This window comes from Chryseobacterium shigense, from assembly GCF_014207845.1.
Lineage (GTDB): Bacteria > Bacteroidota > Bacteroidia > Flavobacteriales > Weeksellaceae > Chryseobacterium > Chryseobacterium shigense_A.
On the sequence record NZ_JACHLC010000006.1, the window covers coordinates 12,711 to 28,153 of the forward strand.

17 protein-coding genes are annotated in these 15,443 nt (G+C 37.8%); 15 read left to right on the forward strand and 2 right to left on the reverse strand.

Annotated elements, in window-relative coordinates; translation table 11 throughout:
- The first annotated feature begins 63 nt into the window (after nucleotides 1-63).
- The 7 genes from aceA to HNP36_RS17345 all read left to right on the forward strand — a co-directional run bounded on the left by aceA (nucleotide 64) and on the right by HNP36_RS17345 (nucleotide 5,480).
- A complete protein-coding gene (gene aceA / locus HNP36_RS17315; RefSeq protein WP_184166377.1) occupies nucleotides 64-1,344 on the forward strand; it encodes an isocitrate lyase in 1,281 nt (426 codons plus the stop codon).
- 120 nt (nucleotides 1,345-1,464) lie between these two features.
- On the forward strand, nucleotides 1,465-1,854 hold the full coding sequence (locus HNP36_RS17320) for an acyl-CoA thioesterase (RefSeq protein ID WP_184166374.1): 390 nt from the start codon (nucleotides 1,465-1,467) through the stop codon (nucleotides 1,852-1,854).
- A gap of 93 nt (nucleotides 1,855-1,947) precedes the next feature.
- The gene (locus HNP36_RS17325; protein ID WP_184166372.1) at nucleotides 1,948-2,394 is read left to right on the forward strand and encodes a 6-pyruvoyl trahydropterin synthase family protein; all 447 of its coding nucleotides are present in this window, start codon (nucleotides 1,948-1,950) and stop codon (nucleotides 2,392-2,394) included.
- Nucleotides 2,395-2,424: 30 nt separating this feature from the next.
- Entirely contained in the window at nucleotides 2,425-3,216 is a 792-nt protein-coding gene (locus HNP36_RS17330; protein ID WP_184166370.1) for a UDP-2,3-diacylglucosamine diphosphatase, read from the forward strand.
- A 180-nt stretch (nucleotides 3,217-3,396) separates the two neighbouring features.
- Nucleotides 3,397-4,380 carry an acyl transferase gene (locus HNP36_RS17335; RefSeq protein ID WP_184166367.1) on the forward strand — a complete coding sequence of 328 codons (984 nt, stop codon included), beginning with the start codon at nucleotides 3,397-3,399 and terminating at the stop codon, nucleotides 4,378-4,380.
- Between the two features lie 31 nt (nucleotides 4,381-4,411).
- On the forward strand, nucleotides 4,412-4,912 hold the full coding sequence (locus HNP36_RS17340; RefSeq protein WP_184166364.1) for a phosphate ABC transporter permease: 501 nt from the start codon (nucleotides 4,412-4,414) through the stop codon (nucleotides 4,910-4,912).
- A 22-nt stretch (nucleotides 4,913-4,934) separates the two neighbouring features.
- Nucleotides 4,935-5,480: a hypothetical protein gene (locus HNP36_RS17345; RefSeq protein WP_184166361.1), complete on the forward strand. Its 546-nt coding sequence runs from the start codon at nucleotides 4,935-4,937 to the stop codon at nucleotides 5,478-5,480.
- 53 nt (nucleotides 5,481-5,533) lie between these two features.
- Here the strand turns inward: HNP36_RS17345 and HNP36_RS17350 are convergent, their stop codons facing one another.
- Nucleotides 5,534-6,313: a T9SS type A sorting domain-containing protein gene (locus HNP36_RS17350; protein WP_184166358.1), complete on the reverse strand. Its 780-nt coding sequence runs from the start codon at nucleotides 6,311-6,313 to the stop codon at nucleotides 5,534-5,536.
- 231 nt (nucleotides 6,314-6,544) lie between these two features.
- Nucleotides 6,545-7,261 carry an aquaporin Z gene (aqpZ, locus tag HNP36_RS17355; RefSeq protein WP_184166432.1) on the reverse strand — a complete coding sequence of 239 codons (717 nt, stop codon included), beginning with the start codon at nucleotides 7,259-7,261 and terminating at the stop codon, nucleotides 6,545-6,547.
- Between the two features lie 219 nt (nucleotides 7,262-7,480).
- On the opposite strand from aqpZ, the gene HNP36_RS17360 reads away from it, so the two are divergent.
- The 8 genes from HNP36_RS17360 (at nucleotide 7,481) to HNP36_RS17395 (ending at nucleotide 15,329) form a co-directional block, all read left to right on the forward strand.
- Complete coding sequence (locus HNP36_RS17360; protein WP_184166355.1) at nucleotides 7,481-8,101, forward strand: DUF5715 family protein; 621 nt, start codon at nucleotides 7,481-7,483, stop codon at nucleotides 8,099-8,101.
- A gap of 151 nt (nucleotides 8,102-8,252) precedes the next feature.
- Entirely contained in the window at nucleotides 8,253-8,990 is a 738-nt protein-coding gene (locus tag HNP36_RS17365) for a hypothetical protein (RefSeq protein ID WP_184166351.1), read from the forward strand.
- Between the two features lie 19 nt (nucleotides 8,991-9,009).
- A complete protein-coding gene (locus HNP36_RS17370) occupies nucleotides 9,010-9,633 on the forward strand; it encodes a hypothetical protein (protein ID WP_184166348.1) in 624 nt (207 codons plus the stop codon).
- 50 nt (nucleotides 9,634-9,683) lie between these two features.
- Nucleotides 9,684-10,412: a sensor histidine kinase gene (locus HNP36_RS17375; RefSeq protein WP_317168983.1), complete on the forward strand. Its 729-nt coding sequence runs from the start codon at nucleotides 9,684-9,686 to the stop codon at nucleotides 10,410-10,412.
- On the forward strand, nucleotides 10,381-11,058 hold the full coding sequence (locus HNP36_RS17380; protein ID WP_184166345.1) for a response regulator: 678 nt from the start codon (nucleotides 10,381-10,383) through the stop codon (nucleotides 11,056-11,058). The genes HNP36_RS17375 and HNP36_RS17380 overlap by 32 nt, the downstream gene beginning before the upstream one ends.
- Before the next feature lie 136 nt (nucleotides 11,059-11,194).
- Nucleotides 11,195-12,535, forward strand: coding sequence for a T6SS phospholipase effector Tle1-like catalytic domain-containing protein (locus HNP36_RS17385; protein WP_184166342.1), 1,341 nt, complete (start codon nucleotides 11,195-11,197; stop codon nucleotides 12,533-12,535).
- A 264-nt stretch (nucleotides 12,536-12,799) separates the two neighbouring features.
- Nucleotides 12,800-14,728 carry an ABC-F family ATP-binding cassette domain-containing protein gene (locus HNP36_RS17390; RefSeq protein WP_184166339.1) on the forward strand — a complete coding sequence of 643 codons (1,929 nt, stop codon included), beginning with the start codon at nucleotides 12,800-12,802 and terminating at the stop codon, nucleotides 14,726-14,728.
- A 244-nt stretch (nucleotides 14,729-14,972) separates the two neighbouring features.
- A complete protein-coding gene (locus HNP36_RS17395; RefSeq protein WP_184166330.1) occupies nucleotides 14,973-15,329 on the forward strand; it encodes a hypothetical protein in 357 nt (118 codons plus the stop codon).
- Nucleotides 15,330-15,443 lie beyond the last annotated feature (114 nt).

Sequence of the window (15,443 nt, forward strand, 5' to 3'; positions counted from 1 at the left end):
TCAAAACTCTAAAACCCTAAAACTCTATTGCCTTTTAACCTAAAACAAATAAATCCAAATATTATGAAAACAAGACAAGAACAGATCCATGCTTTAGAACAGGATTGGCTGAATAATCCACGCTGGAATGGAGTAAAAAGAACATATACGGCTGAAGAAGTGTTAAAGCTTCGCGGTTCATACAACATTGATTATACCATTGCTACAGAAATGTCAAAAAAATTCTGGGACAAACTGAATAACCAGGATTATGTAGCCGGACTTGGTGCATTAACAGGAAATCAGGCTGTTCAGGAAGTTGATGCAGGATTGGAAGCAATCTATCTTTCAGGATGGCAGGTGGCTGCAGATGCAAACCTTTCAGGGGAAATGTATCCTGACCAGTCATTATACCCGGCTAATTCAGTGCCTTCTGTGGTCAAGAAGATCAATAATGCGTTGCTGAGAGCAGATCAGATCCAGTCGGTGAGCGGAAATGGAAATAAAGAATACCTGGTTCCTATTATTGCGGATGCAGAAGCCGGATTCGGAGGAAACCTGAACGCTTTTGAACTGATGAAGCAAATGATTGAAGCAGGTGCAGCAGCCGTACACTTTGAAGACCAGCTTTCTTCAGCAAAAAAATGCGGACATCTTGGAGGAAAAGTTTTGGTTCCTACTCAGGAAGCTATTAATAAACTGATTGCAGCGCGTCTGGCTTCGGATGTATTAGGTGTGCCAAGTATCATTATTGCAAGAACAGATGCGGATGCAGCAGATCTTTTAACTTCTGATATTGATGACAGGGATAAAAAATTTGTAACCGGAGAAAGAACTTCCGAAGGTTTTTATGTAGTGAACAATGGAGTAGAACAGGGAATTGACCGCGGTCTTTCCTATGCTCCCTATGCAGACCTGATCTGGATGGAAACCTCAAATCCCGATCTGGAACAGGCAAGAAGATTTGCAGAAGGAATTCATGCTCAGTTTCCGGGAAAAATGCTGGCGTATAACTGTTCGCCGTCATTTAACTGGGCAGCCAGACTAAGCGTGGAAGAAATGTCCAGCTTCCGGGAAGAGCTTGCCAAAATGGGTTATAAATTCCAGTTCATTACACTGGCTGGCTTCCATGCGCTGAATACTGCAATGTTTGAACTTGCTTTGGCTTATAAAGAAAGAGGAATGGCAGGGTATTCCGAGCTTCAGGAACGTGAGTTTGCTCTTCAGCAGAAAGGTTTCAGAGCTGTAAAGCACCAGTCTTTTGTTGGAACGGGATACTTTGATGAGATCCAGAATGTAGTAACGAATGGCTCTTCAGCAACGGTAGCCATGAAAGATTCCACAGAAACAGCACAGTTTCATTAATCATTTTCCATATTTGAAATTTTAGATGTGAACCTTCTCAGCTTTGGGAAGGTTTTTGGTTTGGAATGAAAAATAAAAATTTAAAGTCCATATATTTGATAAGTAATGAAGCCGAAAAAAATGAATTTAATGTATCAGAAACAGATTCAGGTTACAGAAGAGCATATAGACCGGAACAATCATGTCAATAATGTGCAATATGTACATTGGGTAGAGGAAATTGCAGGCGAACATTGGGAAAGTGTAAAACAGAAAACAGATTATCCTGAAGATATCTGGATGCTTGTCGATCATCATATCCAATACAAAAAACAGGTTTATCTCGGAGATATAATTACTGTTAAAACCTATCCGAAAGCTCCTGAAGGAATTAAACAGCCCAGAAAAGTTGAGTTTTATTGTAATGATAAACTTGTTGTAGATTCAAGTACGCTTTGGGTTCTGATTGATGCGAAAACCCAAAAAATGAAAAGGCTGGAAAGTAATTGGCTGGATAAGCTTAAGGGATAGCTATTCAGTAATCATATAGAAGAACAATTGCTGCAATTTGTTTTTCAGATTCAATGCGCAACTTATATTTATGTTTTGTCATATCTTTGCATCATGATACGTATTACAAAAATTTTCACATTCGAAACAGCCCACGTGCTGTACAATTACGATGGGAAATGTAAAAATATGCATGGACATTCCTATAAGCTGTTTGTAACGGTGAAAGGAAGACCGGTTAATGATCTGGAAAATTCCAAAAATGGGATGGTAGTGGATTTTGGAGATATTAAAAGTATCGTGAAATCCGAAATTGTGGATGTATGGGATCATGCAGTCCTTGTCAATGCTTTATCTCCGCATAAGCTGCTGGGTGAAGACCTGGAAAGTAAAGGACATAAAGTGATTTACTGCAGCTTTCAACCCACTTGTGAAAATATGCTATATGCTATTGCTGCAAAAATAAAATCAAAACTTCCGGCTGAGGTTTCTCTGGCCTATCTTAAACTTCACGAAACTGAAAACTCCTATGGAGAATGGTTTGCGGAGGACAATAAGTAACCATCATTTACTCATAAAAAATTCAGACCGGTGTTAAAAACGACCATTAATTTAGAACCTGGAAAAAAGGTGTATTTTGCCTCAGATCAGCATTTTGGTGCTCCTAGCCCTAAGCAAAGCAAAGCGAGGGAAGAGAAATTTATCCGCTGGATGGATGAGATCAAAGAAGATGCACAGGTTTTGTTTTTAATGGGTGATCTTTTTGATTTCTGGCACGAATGGAAACATGTTATTCCGAAAGGTTATGTGCGTGTTTTGGGAAAGATAGCAGAATTAAAAGACAGGGGAATTCATATTTATTTCTTTGTAGGAAACCATGATCTATGGATGAAAGACTACCTTGAAGAAGAAATAGGATGCACCGTTTTTTACAAGAAGCAGTATTTTGAAATGGGTGGAAAGCAGTTTCTGCTGGCTCATGGAGATGGTCTCGGTCCCGGTGACAAAGGCTATAAAAGAATGAAAAAACTGTTTACAAATCCGGTGGCACAATGGTTTTTCAAGTGGCTGCATCCCGATATCGCCATGAAGGTGGCATTATACCTTTCGCAGAAAAATAAGATGATCTCCGGGGAAGAAGACAAAGCATTTTTAGGAGAAGATAAAGAATTCCTCATCATCTATTCAAAAGAAAAGTTAAAGACTCAGAATATTGATTATTTTATCTATGGTCACCGCCACCTGCCTATGGTGCTGGATCTTGAACAGAAAGCAAAATATATCAATCTTGGCGATTGGATTTCCTATTTTACCTATGGAGTTTTTGAAAAAGATTTTGAGCTGAAAACCTTTGCAGACGGGACAAAAAAAAATTACCCCTAAAAGAGGTAACTTTCGAATGAACCGAAATCCATTCTTGTTTTTAATCCATATTCCGGATAGGTAATTGCAAGAAGTTTACCAAAGTGTAACTTTTTGATTAAAAAAATATTAAAAAAACATACTTTTTATATAATTAGCTCATTGTGAGTTGATAATAAGTTTAAAATAGTCTTTGCGAAATTGAAAAATATATTCAATATACAGACAGAACATGACTTCCTGGATGCATCATTGGCAGCTTTTCGTTACCAGTATGACCATATTGAGATATACAGAAAGTTTGTAGATTTCCTGAAAATAAACCCGGATGAGGTTAGCAGTCTGGAAAAAATTCCTTTTCTGCCGATAGAAATGTTTAAAAATCATCAGATTTTAGACAAAAATGCTACAGCTGACCTGTTTTTTCAGAGCTCCGGAACAACACAGATGAATCTTTCAAAGCATTATATTGCAGATCATGCTCTGTACGAAGAAAGTATCTGTAAAAGTTTTGAACAGTTCATAGGAAAACCGGAAGATTTTATTTTTCTCGGTTTGCTTCCAAGCTACCTGGAGAAACAGAATTCTTCCCTGATCTATATGGTAGATTACCTCATGAAAAAATCTGCAAAGCCTGAGAACGGCTATTTTCTTTACAACCATTCCGAACTGTTTCAGCTTTTAAACACTTTGAAAGATCAAAAAGTAATCCTTTTCGGGGTATCCTTTGCTTTGCTGGATTTCCTGGATTCTGTAACATCTATGGAGCTTTCAATTTCCGGATCTCAGAATCTTACGGTTATTGAAACCGGGGGAATGAAAGGTAGAAAAGAAGAAATGACCAAAGATGAGCTGTTGAAAATTCTTCAGGATGGTTTTAAAACAGAAAAGATCTATTCGGAATATTCAATGACGGAATTGCTTTCACAGGCATATTCCTTAGGAAATAATGAATATAAATGCCCGAACTGGATGAAAATACTCGTTAGAAATGCAGAAGACCCTTTCTCTTATGAAAAAGAAGGAAGAACCGGGGCAATAAATATTATAGATCTGGCCAATATCCATTCATGCTGCTTTATCGCAACACAGGATCTAGGGAAAACCCTTCCGGAAGATAAATTTCAGGTATTGGGAAGGATAGACCATTCCGATATCCGCGGATGCAGCTTATTGGTTTCCTGACATCAGAATCAATCAAATAACAACTTTTACTATGGACCGGACGAAAATTTTCTTTTTCTTTTTAATCTTAATAGGTTTATCTGATCTGTGTTCTGCACAGGAAAAAACGGAAAAAGACATCTGGTCCGGAACCTATCTGGTAAATGAAATCAATAACGGAGTTTCCGGAACGGTAGATACTCTGCTTATTGCCAGGATTGAAAATGCTGATCCGAAGAAAATTCCTGCTAAAGAAGAGTCAGATTTAATCCGGTGGTCCATGACATCCAAAAGAGATGGAGATAAGGATAAGATCAAGGTTAAACGGTTTTTATTTGATGTGGAAAATGACTATAACGGCTATGAAGAATTTGGCTGGACAAACCTGCACAAAGAAGGAAAAATGAACTGTATTGACGGCGGACATTTCTTCATCTGCCAGACACAGCCCGGCACTACTGTTACATTTGGAAAAGATGAAACCTACTTTACCAAAACAGGCGTTTTCGGAATATGGCTGCATTACGGTGTGGTAGAACTTAAAAAAGAATAATCCTGATTTAAATTAAATTCGAATGCTGAAAATAGAAGAGCTTGTTCACGCTTATATCCATTCCCACTGCGATTTTGAGAAAGAAATTGTATTGACGAATTATTTCCAGGCCGACTGGGAAGCAGATATGCTGTTCATAGATTCCGATGGTTTCAGCCATGAAATAGAAATTAAGCTTTCAAAAAGTGATTTTAAGAACGATTTCAAAAAATCATACCTTAATAAAGATACCGGTGAAAAATTCCTGAAACACGATAAGATCTCATGCGGCGACTATATCTGTAATGCTTTCAGTTTCCTTCTTCCGATGGGTATGATAGAACATTCCACGATTCCCGAGCATTGCGGAATCATCGAGTTTTACCATAATGAAGATACCTGGGAAACCGAATTTTACCTTATCCGCAGCCCCAGAAAGGTACATGAAGATTCTTACTGGAAACTGAATGACAAAGATCTTTTTATCCGGAAAATGGCCCTGAACCTATTGCAGCGTAAATTGGAAATCAAAGGAAAACATGAAGAACTTATTTTCAAAAATCCCTTTGATATCAAAAAAAGCAAATAAAAAAAGCTCCTGCATTGTGCAGGAGTCAGTTCTGAAATATAATGAAAACATTATTAGTTTTTTACCGTTTTTAGAGTTCCGCTTGCTCCGTTGCTGGACTGCCATTTAATGATGTAAGTTCCCTCCAGGTTATTTTGAAGATCAATTGGTAGTTTGTTTAATCCTGCTGATATATCCGTAGTATATGCTCTGACAACTTTTCCGTGAATATCAATTACACTTATTGAAATCTTTTCCTTATCCGCAGCTGTATAATAAAGCTCACTTATTCCCATATCCGGATTCGATACGATTGCTGTCTTAGGCTGTGACACTGCCTGCTTTGATACTGTGCCGCCGCCGGGAACACATAGATAACATTCAAATCTGGCAACGCCAATGACGTATTGATTCGGTCCTGTACAGGCAATATCTATTCCGTATCCAAACTGCCCGGGATAATAGATCATGGTAGGCTCTGAAGGAATTGAAGTATGCTCCCCAATTGCAGTTGGGAGTGGATAGTATCCACTATATAAACTAGATGGATTGCTAAAGCTTACTTTGCCGTATCTGGTTGGAGGAGGGGTTCCGGGAAGTGAAAAAGTGACAGGGAAATTGTAATTTCTTGCAGTGCTGATATCCGGAGGAAAAGGAGTCGCAAGCCGTTCATTGGAGCCTATTTTCATATCGAATTTAACATCAGTATGAGCATGACCGGGTACGTTTTCAGCAAAGATATCATTTCTGGTAACGGTGATGTTGTAGGTTGGTGCAGGAGCTGTATTTTTTTGTGCATCCAATTGATTTTGGCAAACCAATACAAAGAATAATAAAAAGAGAATTTTTTTCATTTTAGTTAAATTTTAAGTTATTATTTAATCTGTCTTAATAATCTGTACTGTAAAAATGAAACTTATAATTCTCGTAATCAACGGATAATTAGTAAGCGTAGATGATTATTCAATAAGTGTTTCCGTTTCTTTTATAAATGTAAATAGTTGCTTATAAATAGTTATGTCAGATATTACTACAAAAAAATCCTGTCGGCAGACAGGATTTTGTATTGAAATCAAAAAATTATATTAATCGGTAACTTCAGCTGTATCTCTCTGAAGAAGGAATTTGTAAATTAATCCTCCTGCGATACCTCCTAAAATAGGTGCTGCCCAGAACAGCCAAAGCTGAGACATGGCAAGCCCGCCGGTGAAAACAGCCTGAGAAAGAGATCTTGCAGGGTTTACCGAAGTATTGGTAATAGGAATAGAGATAAGGTGGATTAAAGTAAGAGCCAAACCGATAGCAATACCGGCAAATTTTCCGTTAGCCCACTTGTCTGTAGCTCCCATGATAACGATCAGGAAGAAAGCGGTTAATAAAAATTCCGCAAGGAATGCTGCTCCCATACTGAACGCTTTACCGTTGTAAACCGCCTCGTCATAGAAGTTTGTGGCGAAAGCTCCCGGTTTTGAAAAATCTACAGCTCCCGAGCCGTTAAGGATCACATACAGTGCTCCAGCTGCTACAAGCGCTCCAAGACACTGTGCTACAATGTAAGGGACAAGGTCTTTGGCTGAGAATCTGCCTCCTGCTAAAAGCCCGAAAGAAACAGCCGGATTGAAGTGCCCGCCTGAAATATGCCCTACAGCATAAGCCATTGTAAGAACCGTAAGACCGAAGGCCAGAGAAACTCCTAAAAGCCCGATACCTATGTCAGGAACTCCGGCAGCAAAAACTGCACTTCCACAACCGCCGAAAACAAGCCAAAATGTGCCGAAAAATTCAGCAAAAAGTTTTTTTATCATAATGTTTATCATTTAAATGTATCTCAAATGTAAAATTTAAATTTTAAAATAAAAAGATAAAACTTAAAATTTTTTTAAGATTTGATAATATAAAATTATGTATTCGCCAATTTGGTTTAATGTTTGTTGGGAATTTTTTTGTGAAGATATGCTTCGTAAGTTGAATGATATATCATAAATGTTTATCTTTCGTTTAGTAATTTAAAAGCGTGGTTAATGAGAAAGTTTTTTTGTGCAGCCTTTGTGCCCTTTATTTATAACTTTTATTATGCGCAGGCTGCAAAAAAAGTGCTTCCCTGCTATGATCTGACATCTGTACTGAAAGTAGAGCCTACTGCTCTCTATAAGCCGCACCTGGATGCATCCAAGAGCTTTAACGTAAAATTACTGAAAGATTCCAAAACAGTACAGAAATATATAGGCAGCGGAAAATTCCATAAAATCAAAAAAAACGGAAAAGGATACAAGGTTCAGAAGCTGGATTACAGCAGGCCTTATTTGGTTTCAAAAGCGAAATCCACCCTTGAAAAGATGGGAGCCAGATTCAGCAAAGAAACAAAAGGGCATACTTTTACTGTTTCATCCATCACAAGAACGCTTGAAGACCAGTGCAGGCTGAGAAGAGTCAATTCAAACGCCTCATTAGGGATTAGTTCTCATAATTATGGAAATTCATTTGATATTTCCTACATCAGATTCAATGATGTATTGAAATACAATCCTAAAATGGAGATCGCGCTGGAGAAAGTTTTAAAATATTATGCAGCGGCCGGCAGGATTTATTACATTAAAGAAAGACAACAAAGCTGTTATCACATCACCGTGAGGAATTATTAACGCCATCAACATATTTCAAAGCACTTTGTAACCTGGAAAATTTTATTTATTGATATTAAATTTATTTCACAAATAATAAATTTATGATGCGATTATTTGTGCGGAAGGTTTAGTTTGTATAATTTTATGCAACTAAATAAACCATGAACTTATGAACGAGAACGATTACAGACTGGCAGTCGCCGAATGGGGCAGCTATGTATCAGATTATAACAGAATCGCAAATCTGATTCCTACCAATTACATTTTTGACCTCTCCGGAGAACAGATCACAAAGATCAAAGACAAAAACAAATATGTGGATGTCTGTGCAGAAGCAGGTGTATTTAACGGTGAAATGGTCCTTATCTTTCTTCCTCTGGATGCGCAGGGACACGTAGATAAAAGCGTTACCGAATATGAGTACACTGTTTTGTCTCCTCTTAAATATGATCTTAGACTGCAGGAAACAAAAGAATTTACTGTTGTTAAAAATGCTATCCTTTCCAGCGATCTTACCAAAATAGATGACAATACAAATATGGTTCTTCCGGTATCCGATCAGCCGATTCTGGATCAGGATATTGCCGTAGAAGCTATTCAGCGCTGGAGAAACGAAGGAATGGAATGGTTCTTTCGTGAATGCAATGAGTTCGGAGGGGAAAGAATTTTCAGAAGATTCTATATTCCTATGGAAGATCTTTGCCATCCTGAACCCGAGGTTACAGGTATAAAATGCTCATTCGGGCTCAGGTACAATGATATTTACCAGAGAATGCTGGTCACACTGATCTTTATTTCTTTCCATGAATTGTTGCAGGAAGGAAGCAGTGCAAAAACCATTTCAAATACCTATGACTGGGCAAAACCGTGTCCTCCTGTATGCCGTATCCCTGAACTCGGATCATAACTATGTAGTATAGAAAGGAATGACAGATTTTTTTAAAGCAATTTTATTCCTGAACTATGGCCTGCTTCTGACCATCATACTTTTGGGAGCAGCAAAATACCGTATACTGAATAACAAAGAAAAGCAATATTTTCACTGTATTGCTTTTCTTTTTTTTATTGAATTGCTGAACCTTGTTCTGCCTTACGTTTTCAATCTTAATGATACCTCATTTCTTTATCCTTTGTACATAGCCGGGGAATTTTTCCTTGTCACGGCATTATTCATCAGAAAACTGGAACTTCCAAAATATTTCTTCGGAATAACTTTACTGCTGGCGTGTGGATTTATGGTGTCGAAATATGTATTTAACTATCCGTTCAACAGTGATATTGTAAAAGTAATATCAAATATCATTATTATCTGCCTTTCAGGATTTGCGTTGCTGCGGGAAATCAGGGATACTTCTGTAAAGAACCGTTTTCTTCTCGTGGATTCCTGTATTTTTTTCTACTATTCCGTTTCCGTATTTATTTTTATTATCCAGCATCAGCTGGCCAACCTTTCGGAAAACGATTATTATATTATTCTCAGTGCGAATAATATCCTGTCAAGCATTTTATACTGTTCATTTTTATATACCTTCATCAGATTAAAGAAGTAACCTTAAATATCAGCCTGCTCATCCTTATAATTGTTACCATAACAGTTATAGTGGCTTTTATTCTCTTAGCTTACCGATCTTTTATCAGCAGGATTATTAAAGAAAAGAATGTCCAGCACGAAGCAGAAGTCCTTCATCAGAAAAAGCTGGTGCTTGAAAACATCAAAGCCCAGGAAGAAGAAAGAAAAAGAATAGCGGTAATGATTCATGATGACATCGGGAACAGGCTCAATATCCTTTCTTTATGGCTGAATAATCTTGATACAAAAGGTGATGAGGTCATCAAGAAAAATATTTACAGCCAAATGTCGTCCCTTATTGATGCATCACGAAGTATTTCCCATTCCTTATATCCTGTAAATCTGGAATCCGTGGGATTTGTTCTTTATGTGGAAGAACTGATTGCCAACCTTTCCCATAAGATCAATATTTCCATGCAGGTAATGCCCGGATTTGAAAAAAAGGATATCTTTATAGAAGTACAGCTGTACCGTATCATCCAGGAATTTACCACCAATGTCATCAAGCATTCTACAGCCACAGACATATGGATCTACATCAAAGATTATCCTCAGCATATGGCAGTTGTTATTTCCGATAACGGGCAGGGTTTTGATTATAATCTCGTGAAAAAAGGCATGGGCATCAAAAATATTGAGTCCAGGATCAAATCCATGAACGCCACCCATAAATGGAAAAGTCTATTGAATAAAGGAAGCCGTTTAATCATTTTAATTCCAAGAAACCATGAATTCCCAAATCAAAATAGCCTTAATTGATGATGAACAGCTCATCCTTGAAGGGGTAAAAATGCTGCTCTCGAATGAAAAGAATATTTCTGTATGCCTTACTTCTAATAACGGCCCGGATTTTATTGAAAAACTGGGAAACCTCCCCGGTGATGAATTTCCGCAAATAGCCCTTGTTGATGTACAGATGCAGCCCATGAACGGTTTTGAGCTGGTGGAAATTCTCAAAGAAAAATATCCCGATCTCAGAATTATTATTCTTTCCTCCCATTACAAAACTTCCATTTTGGGATATATGGTTAAATTAGGCGTTTCGGCGTTTCTTCCTAAGAATTCAGACAGGAAAACCTTCATCGATGCCATTACAATGGTCTACAAAAATGGAGTTTTCTTTACTGCAGAAGATCACCAGATGCTGTTTACCTACATGAACAGTTCGGCAAAAAAGAAATCTCTTTTTGAAATGGATGATGAACTTTCCGAAAGAGAAAAAGATGTCGTAAAACTGATCTGCCAGGAATATACCAATAATGAAATCGGGGAAAAGCTCTTCATCAGTCCCAGAACAGTCGAAAGTCATAGGCAGCGGATTCTGGAAAAGATCGGAGCCAAAAATACGGTCGGTATTGTTATTTATGCCGTAGTGAACAACATATATTCACTGGATAAAATGTAATTCCGTAGAAATACTGAATTTTTTATTTGGTATTTTTCACGCTAGCATTGCTGTTGCTTCTTCCGTTAATTTGAAAAATAATTTTTACAGGTTCCCATCACTGTAAAAATTTTCAATAATTAAACAAAACACAACAATGGAAAATAATACCATACTGCCTGTCGGAATTTTTTTTGACGGAACCGGAAACAACGGGATCAATGCAGCTTCGCCCGAGATGCCTCCAGCAGATAATGAAAGTTACAAAGGAGCGCCTACCAATATTTACAAACTATTCAATTTATTCAGCGGAACTCATAAATTATATATAGAAGGAATAGGAACAGTCACCGGAGATGAAGACAGCAATTTTGCGATGGCTACCTGCGTTAATCCTCCGGATGCGCAAGGATATTCTTCAGATGATAAACTGCAGAAAGCCAGTGATTTTGTAGGAAATATAGTTAAAAACAAAAACATCGATTATCATTTTTATATCTATGGATTCAGCAGAGGAAGTATGCTGGCAAGAGAATTCTGTAACCAGCTTGTTGCGAATTACCCTACAGTCAATGTAACTATAAAATTTTTGGGAGTATTTGATACTGTTGAATCCAAGCCTTTTAATATATACGACATGAGTTTACCTCAGGAAGTGGAGAACGCCCTTCATATATGCGCTGTCAATGAATGCAGGTTCTTTTTTCCGCTCACCGGTTTTTTTGAGAATTCAGCAAATATGCAGGATACCCAAACAGAAACAGCAGGCTCCGTATGGAAAGAAATCTTTGTTCCGGGTGCCCATGCCGATGTAGGAGGTGGATATCTGCAGGCTCCGCAGTCAGTCTATATTTCTACAGATTTTATTAATGTCAACGATTTGCAGAATTATGTTTCAGATGTAAGAAATGCAAAAACCGATGCCGAAGGAAAAAAAATCTGGGATTCACTGCTTTCAGATTTTCAGGTTGAAAAAGGAGTTATTCTTTCCCAGGCTTATGTTTCCAGAGAATTGGTCTTTAATACACTTCCGTTTGTGTACGGAAGAATAATGCTGGACGAAACCAATAATGGGATGTCAGGAATTTTCAGTACAGATCTTATCCATTCAGGTCTTCAGATTGAGGAAGATGCTTTTCTGACTGGTTTTTATACAGATCTTGCAGCATATGTTAAAAGTTTTTCACCAGCTATGAAACCTCAGTATGATTATGCAGATTTTGCAGACTATACCCATATTTCTGCCAATTTCGGACTGTATCATGAAGATGTATTACAAAGATCGGCAGATGAGATAGAAGCAGAACTTATCAACATTGGCCTGAATGTACCCAGCAGCATATCAGCAGAGCGCGGGATTCAACCCCAGCTTCTTACCGATCTGCATCTTCCGGAAGACAGTTTTGTAGTGGACTTTCTCTACGGAACCAATGTCCCCAATAATGATATCTGGAGCCGTACCATCGAAATGAAATCTTTTGCCATAGAACAGGATTAGATCCATAATATTAGTACTTTTCAGTTTTAAATTTAGGTTGCAAAGGGATGTCCGGAAGGGCATCTCTTTTTTGTAAAAGGTAAAAATATAAGAGAGATGATAGTAAATTCACCGATATCATTATCCGCTTTTCTCACTTACTTTGTCTTTTCGCCTTCTAACCTCTTCCCTCCACAACTTTTTTATTTCTCTGCTATTCATTTCTTTTTCCGTACTTTTGCACCCGGAAATTCAATTATTCATCATTAATTTTTATTTAATAAAATGCTTTCGGTTCAAGGTTTAGGATTACACCACTCAGGAAACTACCTGTTTCAAAATACAAATTTCACCATTAAAAAGGATGATAAAGTAGGGCTCGTCGGAAAAAACGGAGCAGGAAAATCTACTTTATTGAAGATGCTTTCCGGAGAAATTAATTTCTATGAAGGAAACGTCGTTCCGGAAGGAAATGTTACCATCGGTTTCCTGAAGCAGGATCTCGATTTTGTAAAAGGAAGAACCGTTTGGAATGAAACAATGCAGGCTTTTGAGCAAATCAATGCCTGGAAATCCGAGCTGGAGGATGTAAACCATCAGTTGGCGACAAGAACCGATTACGAAAGTGATTCCTACACGGATCTTATCAATAAAATGACCGAGCTGAATGATCTTTTAATGAACCACGATGCCTACAACCTCGAAGGCGACATGGAGAAAATATTATTCGGTTTAGGTTTTAAAGCGGATGATTTCCATAAAATTACCGATGAATTTTCCGGAGGGTGGAGAATGAGAATTGAGCTGGCCAAACTATTGCTTCAAAAGAACGATATCATGCTTCTCGATGAGCCTACCAACCACCTTGATATGGAATCCATCATCTGGCTGGAAAACTTCCTGAAAGATTATCCCGGAGCCATTGTTCTGGTGAGTCACGATAAACAGTTCATGACTGCGGTATGCAACAGGACTTTTGATATCAACAATAAAAAAGTTGACGACTATAAAGCCAATTATTCAAAATATCTGGTAATGCGTGAAGAGCGCCGCGAAAAACTGGTTCAGGCTAAGAAAAACCAGGATGCGGAGATCAAGCAGATGGAGGATAACATCAATAAGTTCCGTGCCAGTGCTACAAAAGCATCATTTGCGCAGTCGCTTATTAAAAAGCTAGATAAAATTGAGCGTATTGAGGTTGATAATGAAGACGTTTCAAAATTCAATATCCGTTTCGTACAGTCCATGGTTCCCGGAAAAGTTATTTTTGAGGCCGATCATTTAGGAAAAGCATACGGAAACAAACAGATTTTTGATGATGTAGACTTTATTGTTCAGAGAGGAGACAGGATTGCCCTTTTAGGACAGAACGGGCAGGGAAAAACCACCTTAGCCAAAATCCTTGCCGGAGATATCAAAGATTATATAGGAACATGGAATTTGGGGCACAATGTAAACATAGGATACTTTGCCCAAAACCAGGAAGAAGTGCTGACTCCTAATAAAACGGTTCTGGAAGAAGCTGAAGACGCTGCAACAGAAGAAACAAGACCGAGAGTAAGAGACCTTCTGGGATCTTTCCTTTTCCAGGGAGAGGCGGTAACCAAGAAAACAAAAGTACTTTCCGGGGGAGAAAGAAACCGTCTGGCACTTTGTAAATTGTTACTTCGTCCTTTCAACACGCTGATTATGGATGAGCCTACCAACCACCTTGATATTCAGTCCAAAGAGATTATCAAACTGGCTCTGCAGAATTTTGAAGGAACTTTGATCGTAATTTCGCACGACAGGGAATTCCTGGACGGACTTTGTGATAAAATCTACGAATTCCGTGACGGAAGAATGAAAGAATTCCTTGGAAGCGTTGGTGAATACCTTGAGTACAGACAAAAAGAAACCCTTAGGGAAATATCTGCTGAAAAAGCAAAACTTCACGGTGAAGAGGAAAAAGTTGAGAAAAAACCGGTTCCGAAAGAAGTGAAGGTTGAAGAGAAATCCTCAACCATTGTAAGTAAAGAACAAAAAAATGTTCAGAATAAATTAAAGAAAGTAGAAGAAAAAATTTCTGAGCTTGAAACTGAAATTGAAAAGATGGAAGCTTCATTCACAAAAGAAAATCCTTCTGAAGAAACTTTGGAAAAGTACAACAAGGCTAAAGAAGAATTGGACGTTGCTTTACAGGAATGGGAACATCTGGGTTCTCAGCTGGCTTAATTTTTTTGAATTAAAATATAACAATCCTTCGACTTCGCTCAGGATGACATCCAATACAAAATAGTACGGTTATATATTATAGAAATGTCATCCTGAGCGAAGTCGAAGGATTTTTACATACAATCATACCCATCAAAGTATCTTTTTGTAACAAAAAAATATTTATCCCTACTTATAAAACAGTTTTATAAAGGTTTTAAGAAAACTTAATTTAAAACTTAAATTATTTTTATAATTTTACAAGATGATTTTTAAGGAAAGCAGAAATCTGAAGAACTTTATCTCCAAACTTTTGTTTGGGATATACTTCATTGCCTTGTTTTCCCAAAGTTTTCACCATCATGATGCTGTCGATAATTTTAAGAGCTTCAATCTTAAGAAGACAGAAAACACTATGTCCAAAACTTCAGCTAAAGAAAAGCCCGGCGACTGTCTGGCATGTCATTTCTTAGCTACAGGTCATACATTGGTTCCTGAAGAATTCAGTTTTACTTTTGAAAATTTTACGCATCAGGTAAAACAGACCATTGCTGTTCAGGAAAAAATATGGTCTCAGACCAAATTTACTTTTCAGCTCCGGGGGCCTCCCGCAGTTGCATAAATCATAGATTTTTTTATTGGCTTTAATTGGTTTAAAGTTCAATATCCGGGTTTTTATTAATTATTGAGTATCGGATGAACTGCCGGGGTTTTAGTTTCGTGATGCGGGATTCGG

What these genes read in the sequence shown, in the direction of transcription:
- aceA (WP_184166377.1), top strand. Translation starts at nt 64, where the DNA reads ATGAAAACAAGACAAGAACAGATCCATGCTTTAGAACAGGATTGGCTG.
- HNP36_RS17320 (WP_184166374.1), top strand. Translation starts at nt 1,465, where the DNA reads ATGAATTTAATGTATCAGAAACAGATTCAGGTTACAGAAGAGCATATA.
- HNP36_RS17325 (WP_184166372.1), top strand. Translation starts at nt 1,948, where the DNA reads ATGATACGTATTACAAAAATTTTCACATTCGAAACAGCCCACGTGCTG.
- HNP36_RS17340 (WP_184166364.1), top strand. Translation starts at nt 4,412, where the DNA reads ATGGACCGGACGAAAATTTTCTTTTTCTTTTTAATCTTAATAGGTTTA.
- HNP36_RS17345 (WP_184166361.1), top strand. Translation starts at nt 4,935, where the DNA reads ATGCTGAAAATAGAAGAGCTTGTTCACGCTTATATCCATTCCCACTGC.
- HNP36_RS17350 (WP_184166358.1), bottom strand. Translation starts at nt 6,313, where the DNA reads ATGAAAAAAATTCTCTTTTTATTATTCTTTGTATTGGTTTGCCAAAAT.
- HNP36_RS17360 (WP_184166355.1), top strand. Translation starts at nt 7,481, where the DNA reads ATGAGAAAGTTTTTTTGTGCAGCCTTTGTGCCCTTTATTTATAACTTT.
- HNP36_RS17365 (WP_184166351.1), top strand. Translation starts at nt 8,253, where the DNA reads ATGAACGAGAACGATTACAGACTGGCAGTCGCCGAATGGGGCAGCTAT.
- HNP36_RS17370 (WP_184166348.1), top strand. Translation starts at nt 9,010, where the DNA reads ATGACAGATTTTTTTAAAGCAATTTTATTCCTGAACTATGGCCTGCTT.
- HNP36_RS17380 (WP_184166345.1), top strand. Translation starts at nt 10,381, where the DNA reads ATGAATTCCCAAATCAAAATAGCCTTAATTGATGATGAACAGCTCATC.
- HNP36_RS17385 (WP_184166342.1), top strand. Translation starts at nt 11,195, where the DNA reads ATGGAAAATAATACCATACTGCCTGTCGGAATTTTTTTTGACGGAACC.
- HNP36_RS17390 (WP_184166339.1), top strand. Translation starts at nt 12,800, where the DNA reads ATGCTTTCGGTTCAAGGTTTAGGATTACACCACTCAGGAAACTACCTG.
- HNP36_RS17395 (WP_184166330.1), top strand. Translation starts at nt 14,973, where the DNA reads ATGATTTTTAAGGAAAGCAGAAATCTGAAGAACTTTATCTCCAAACTT.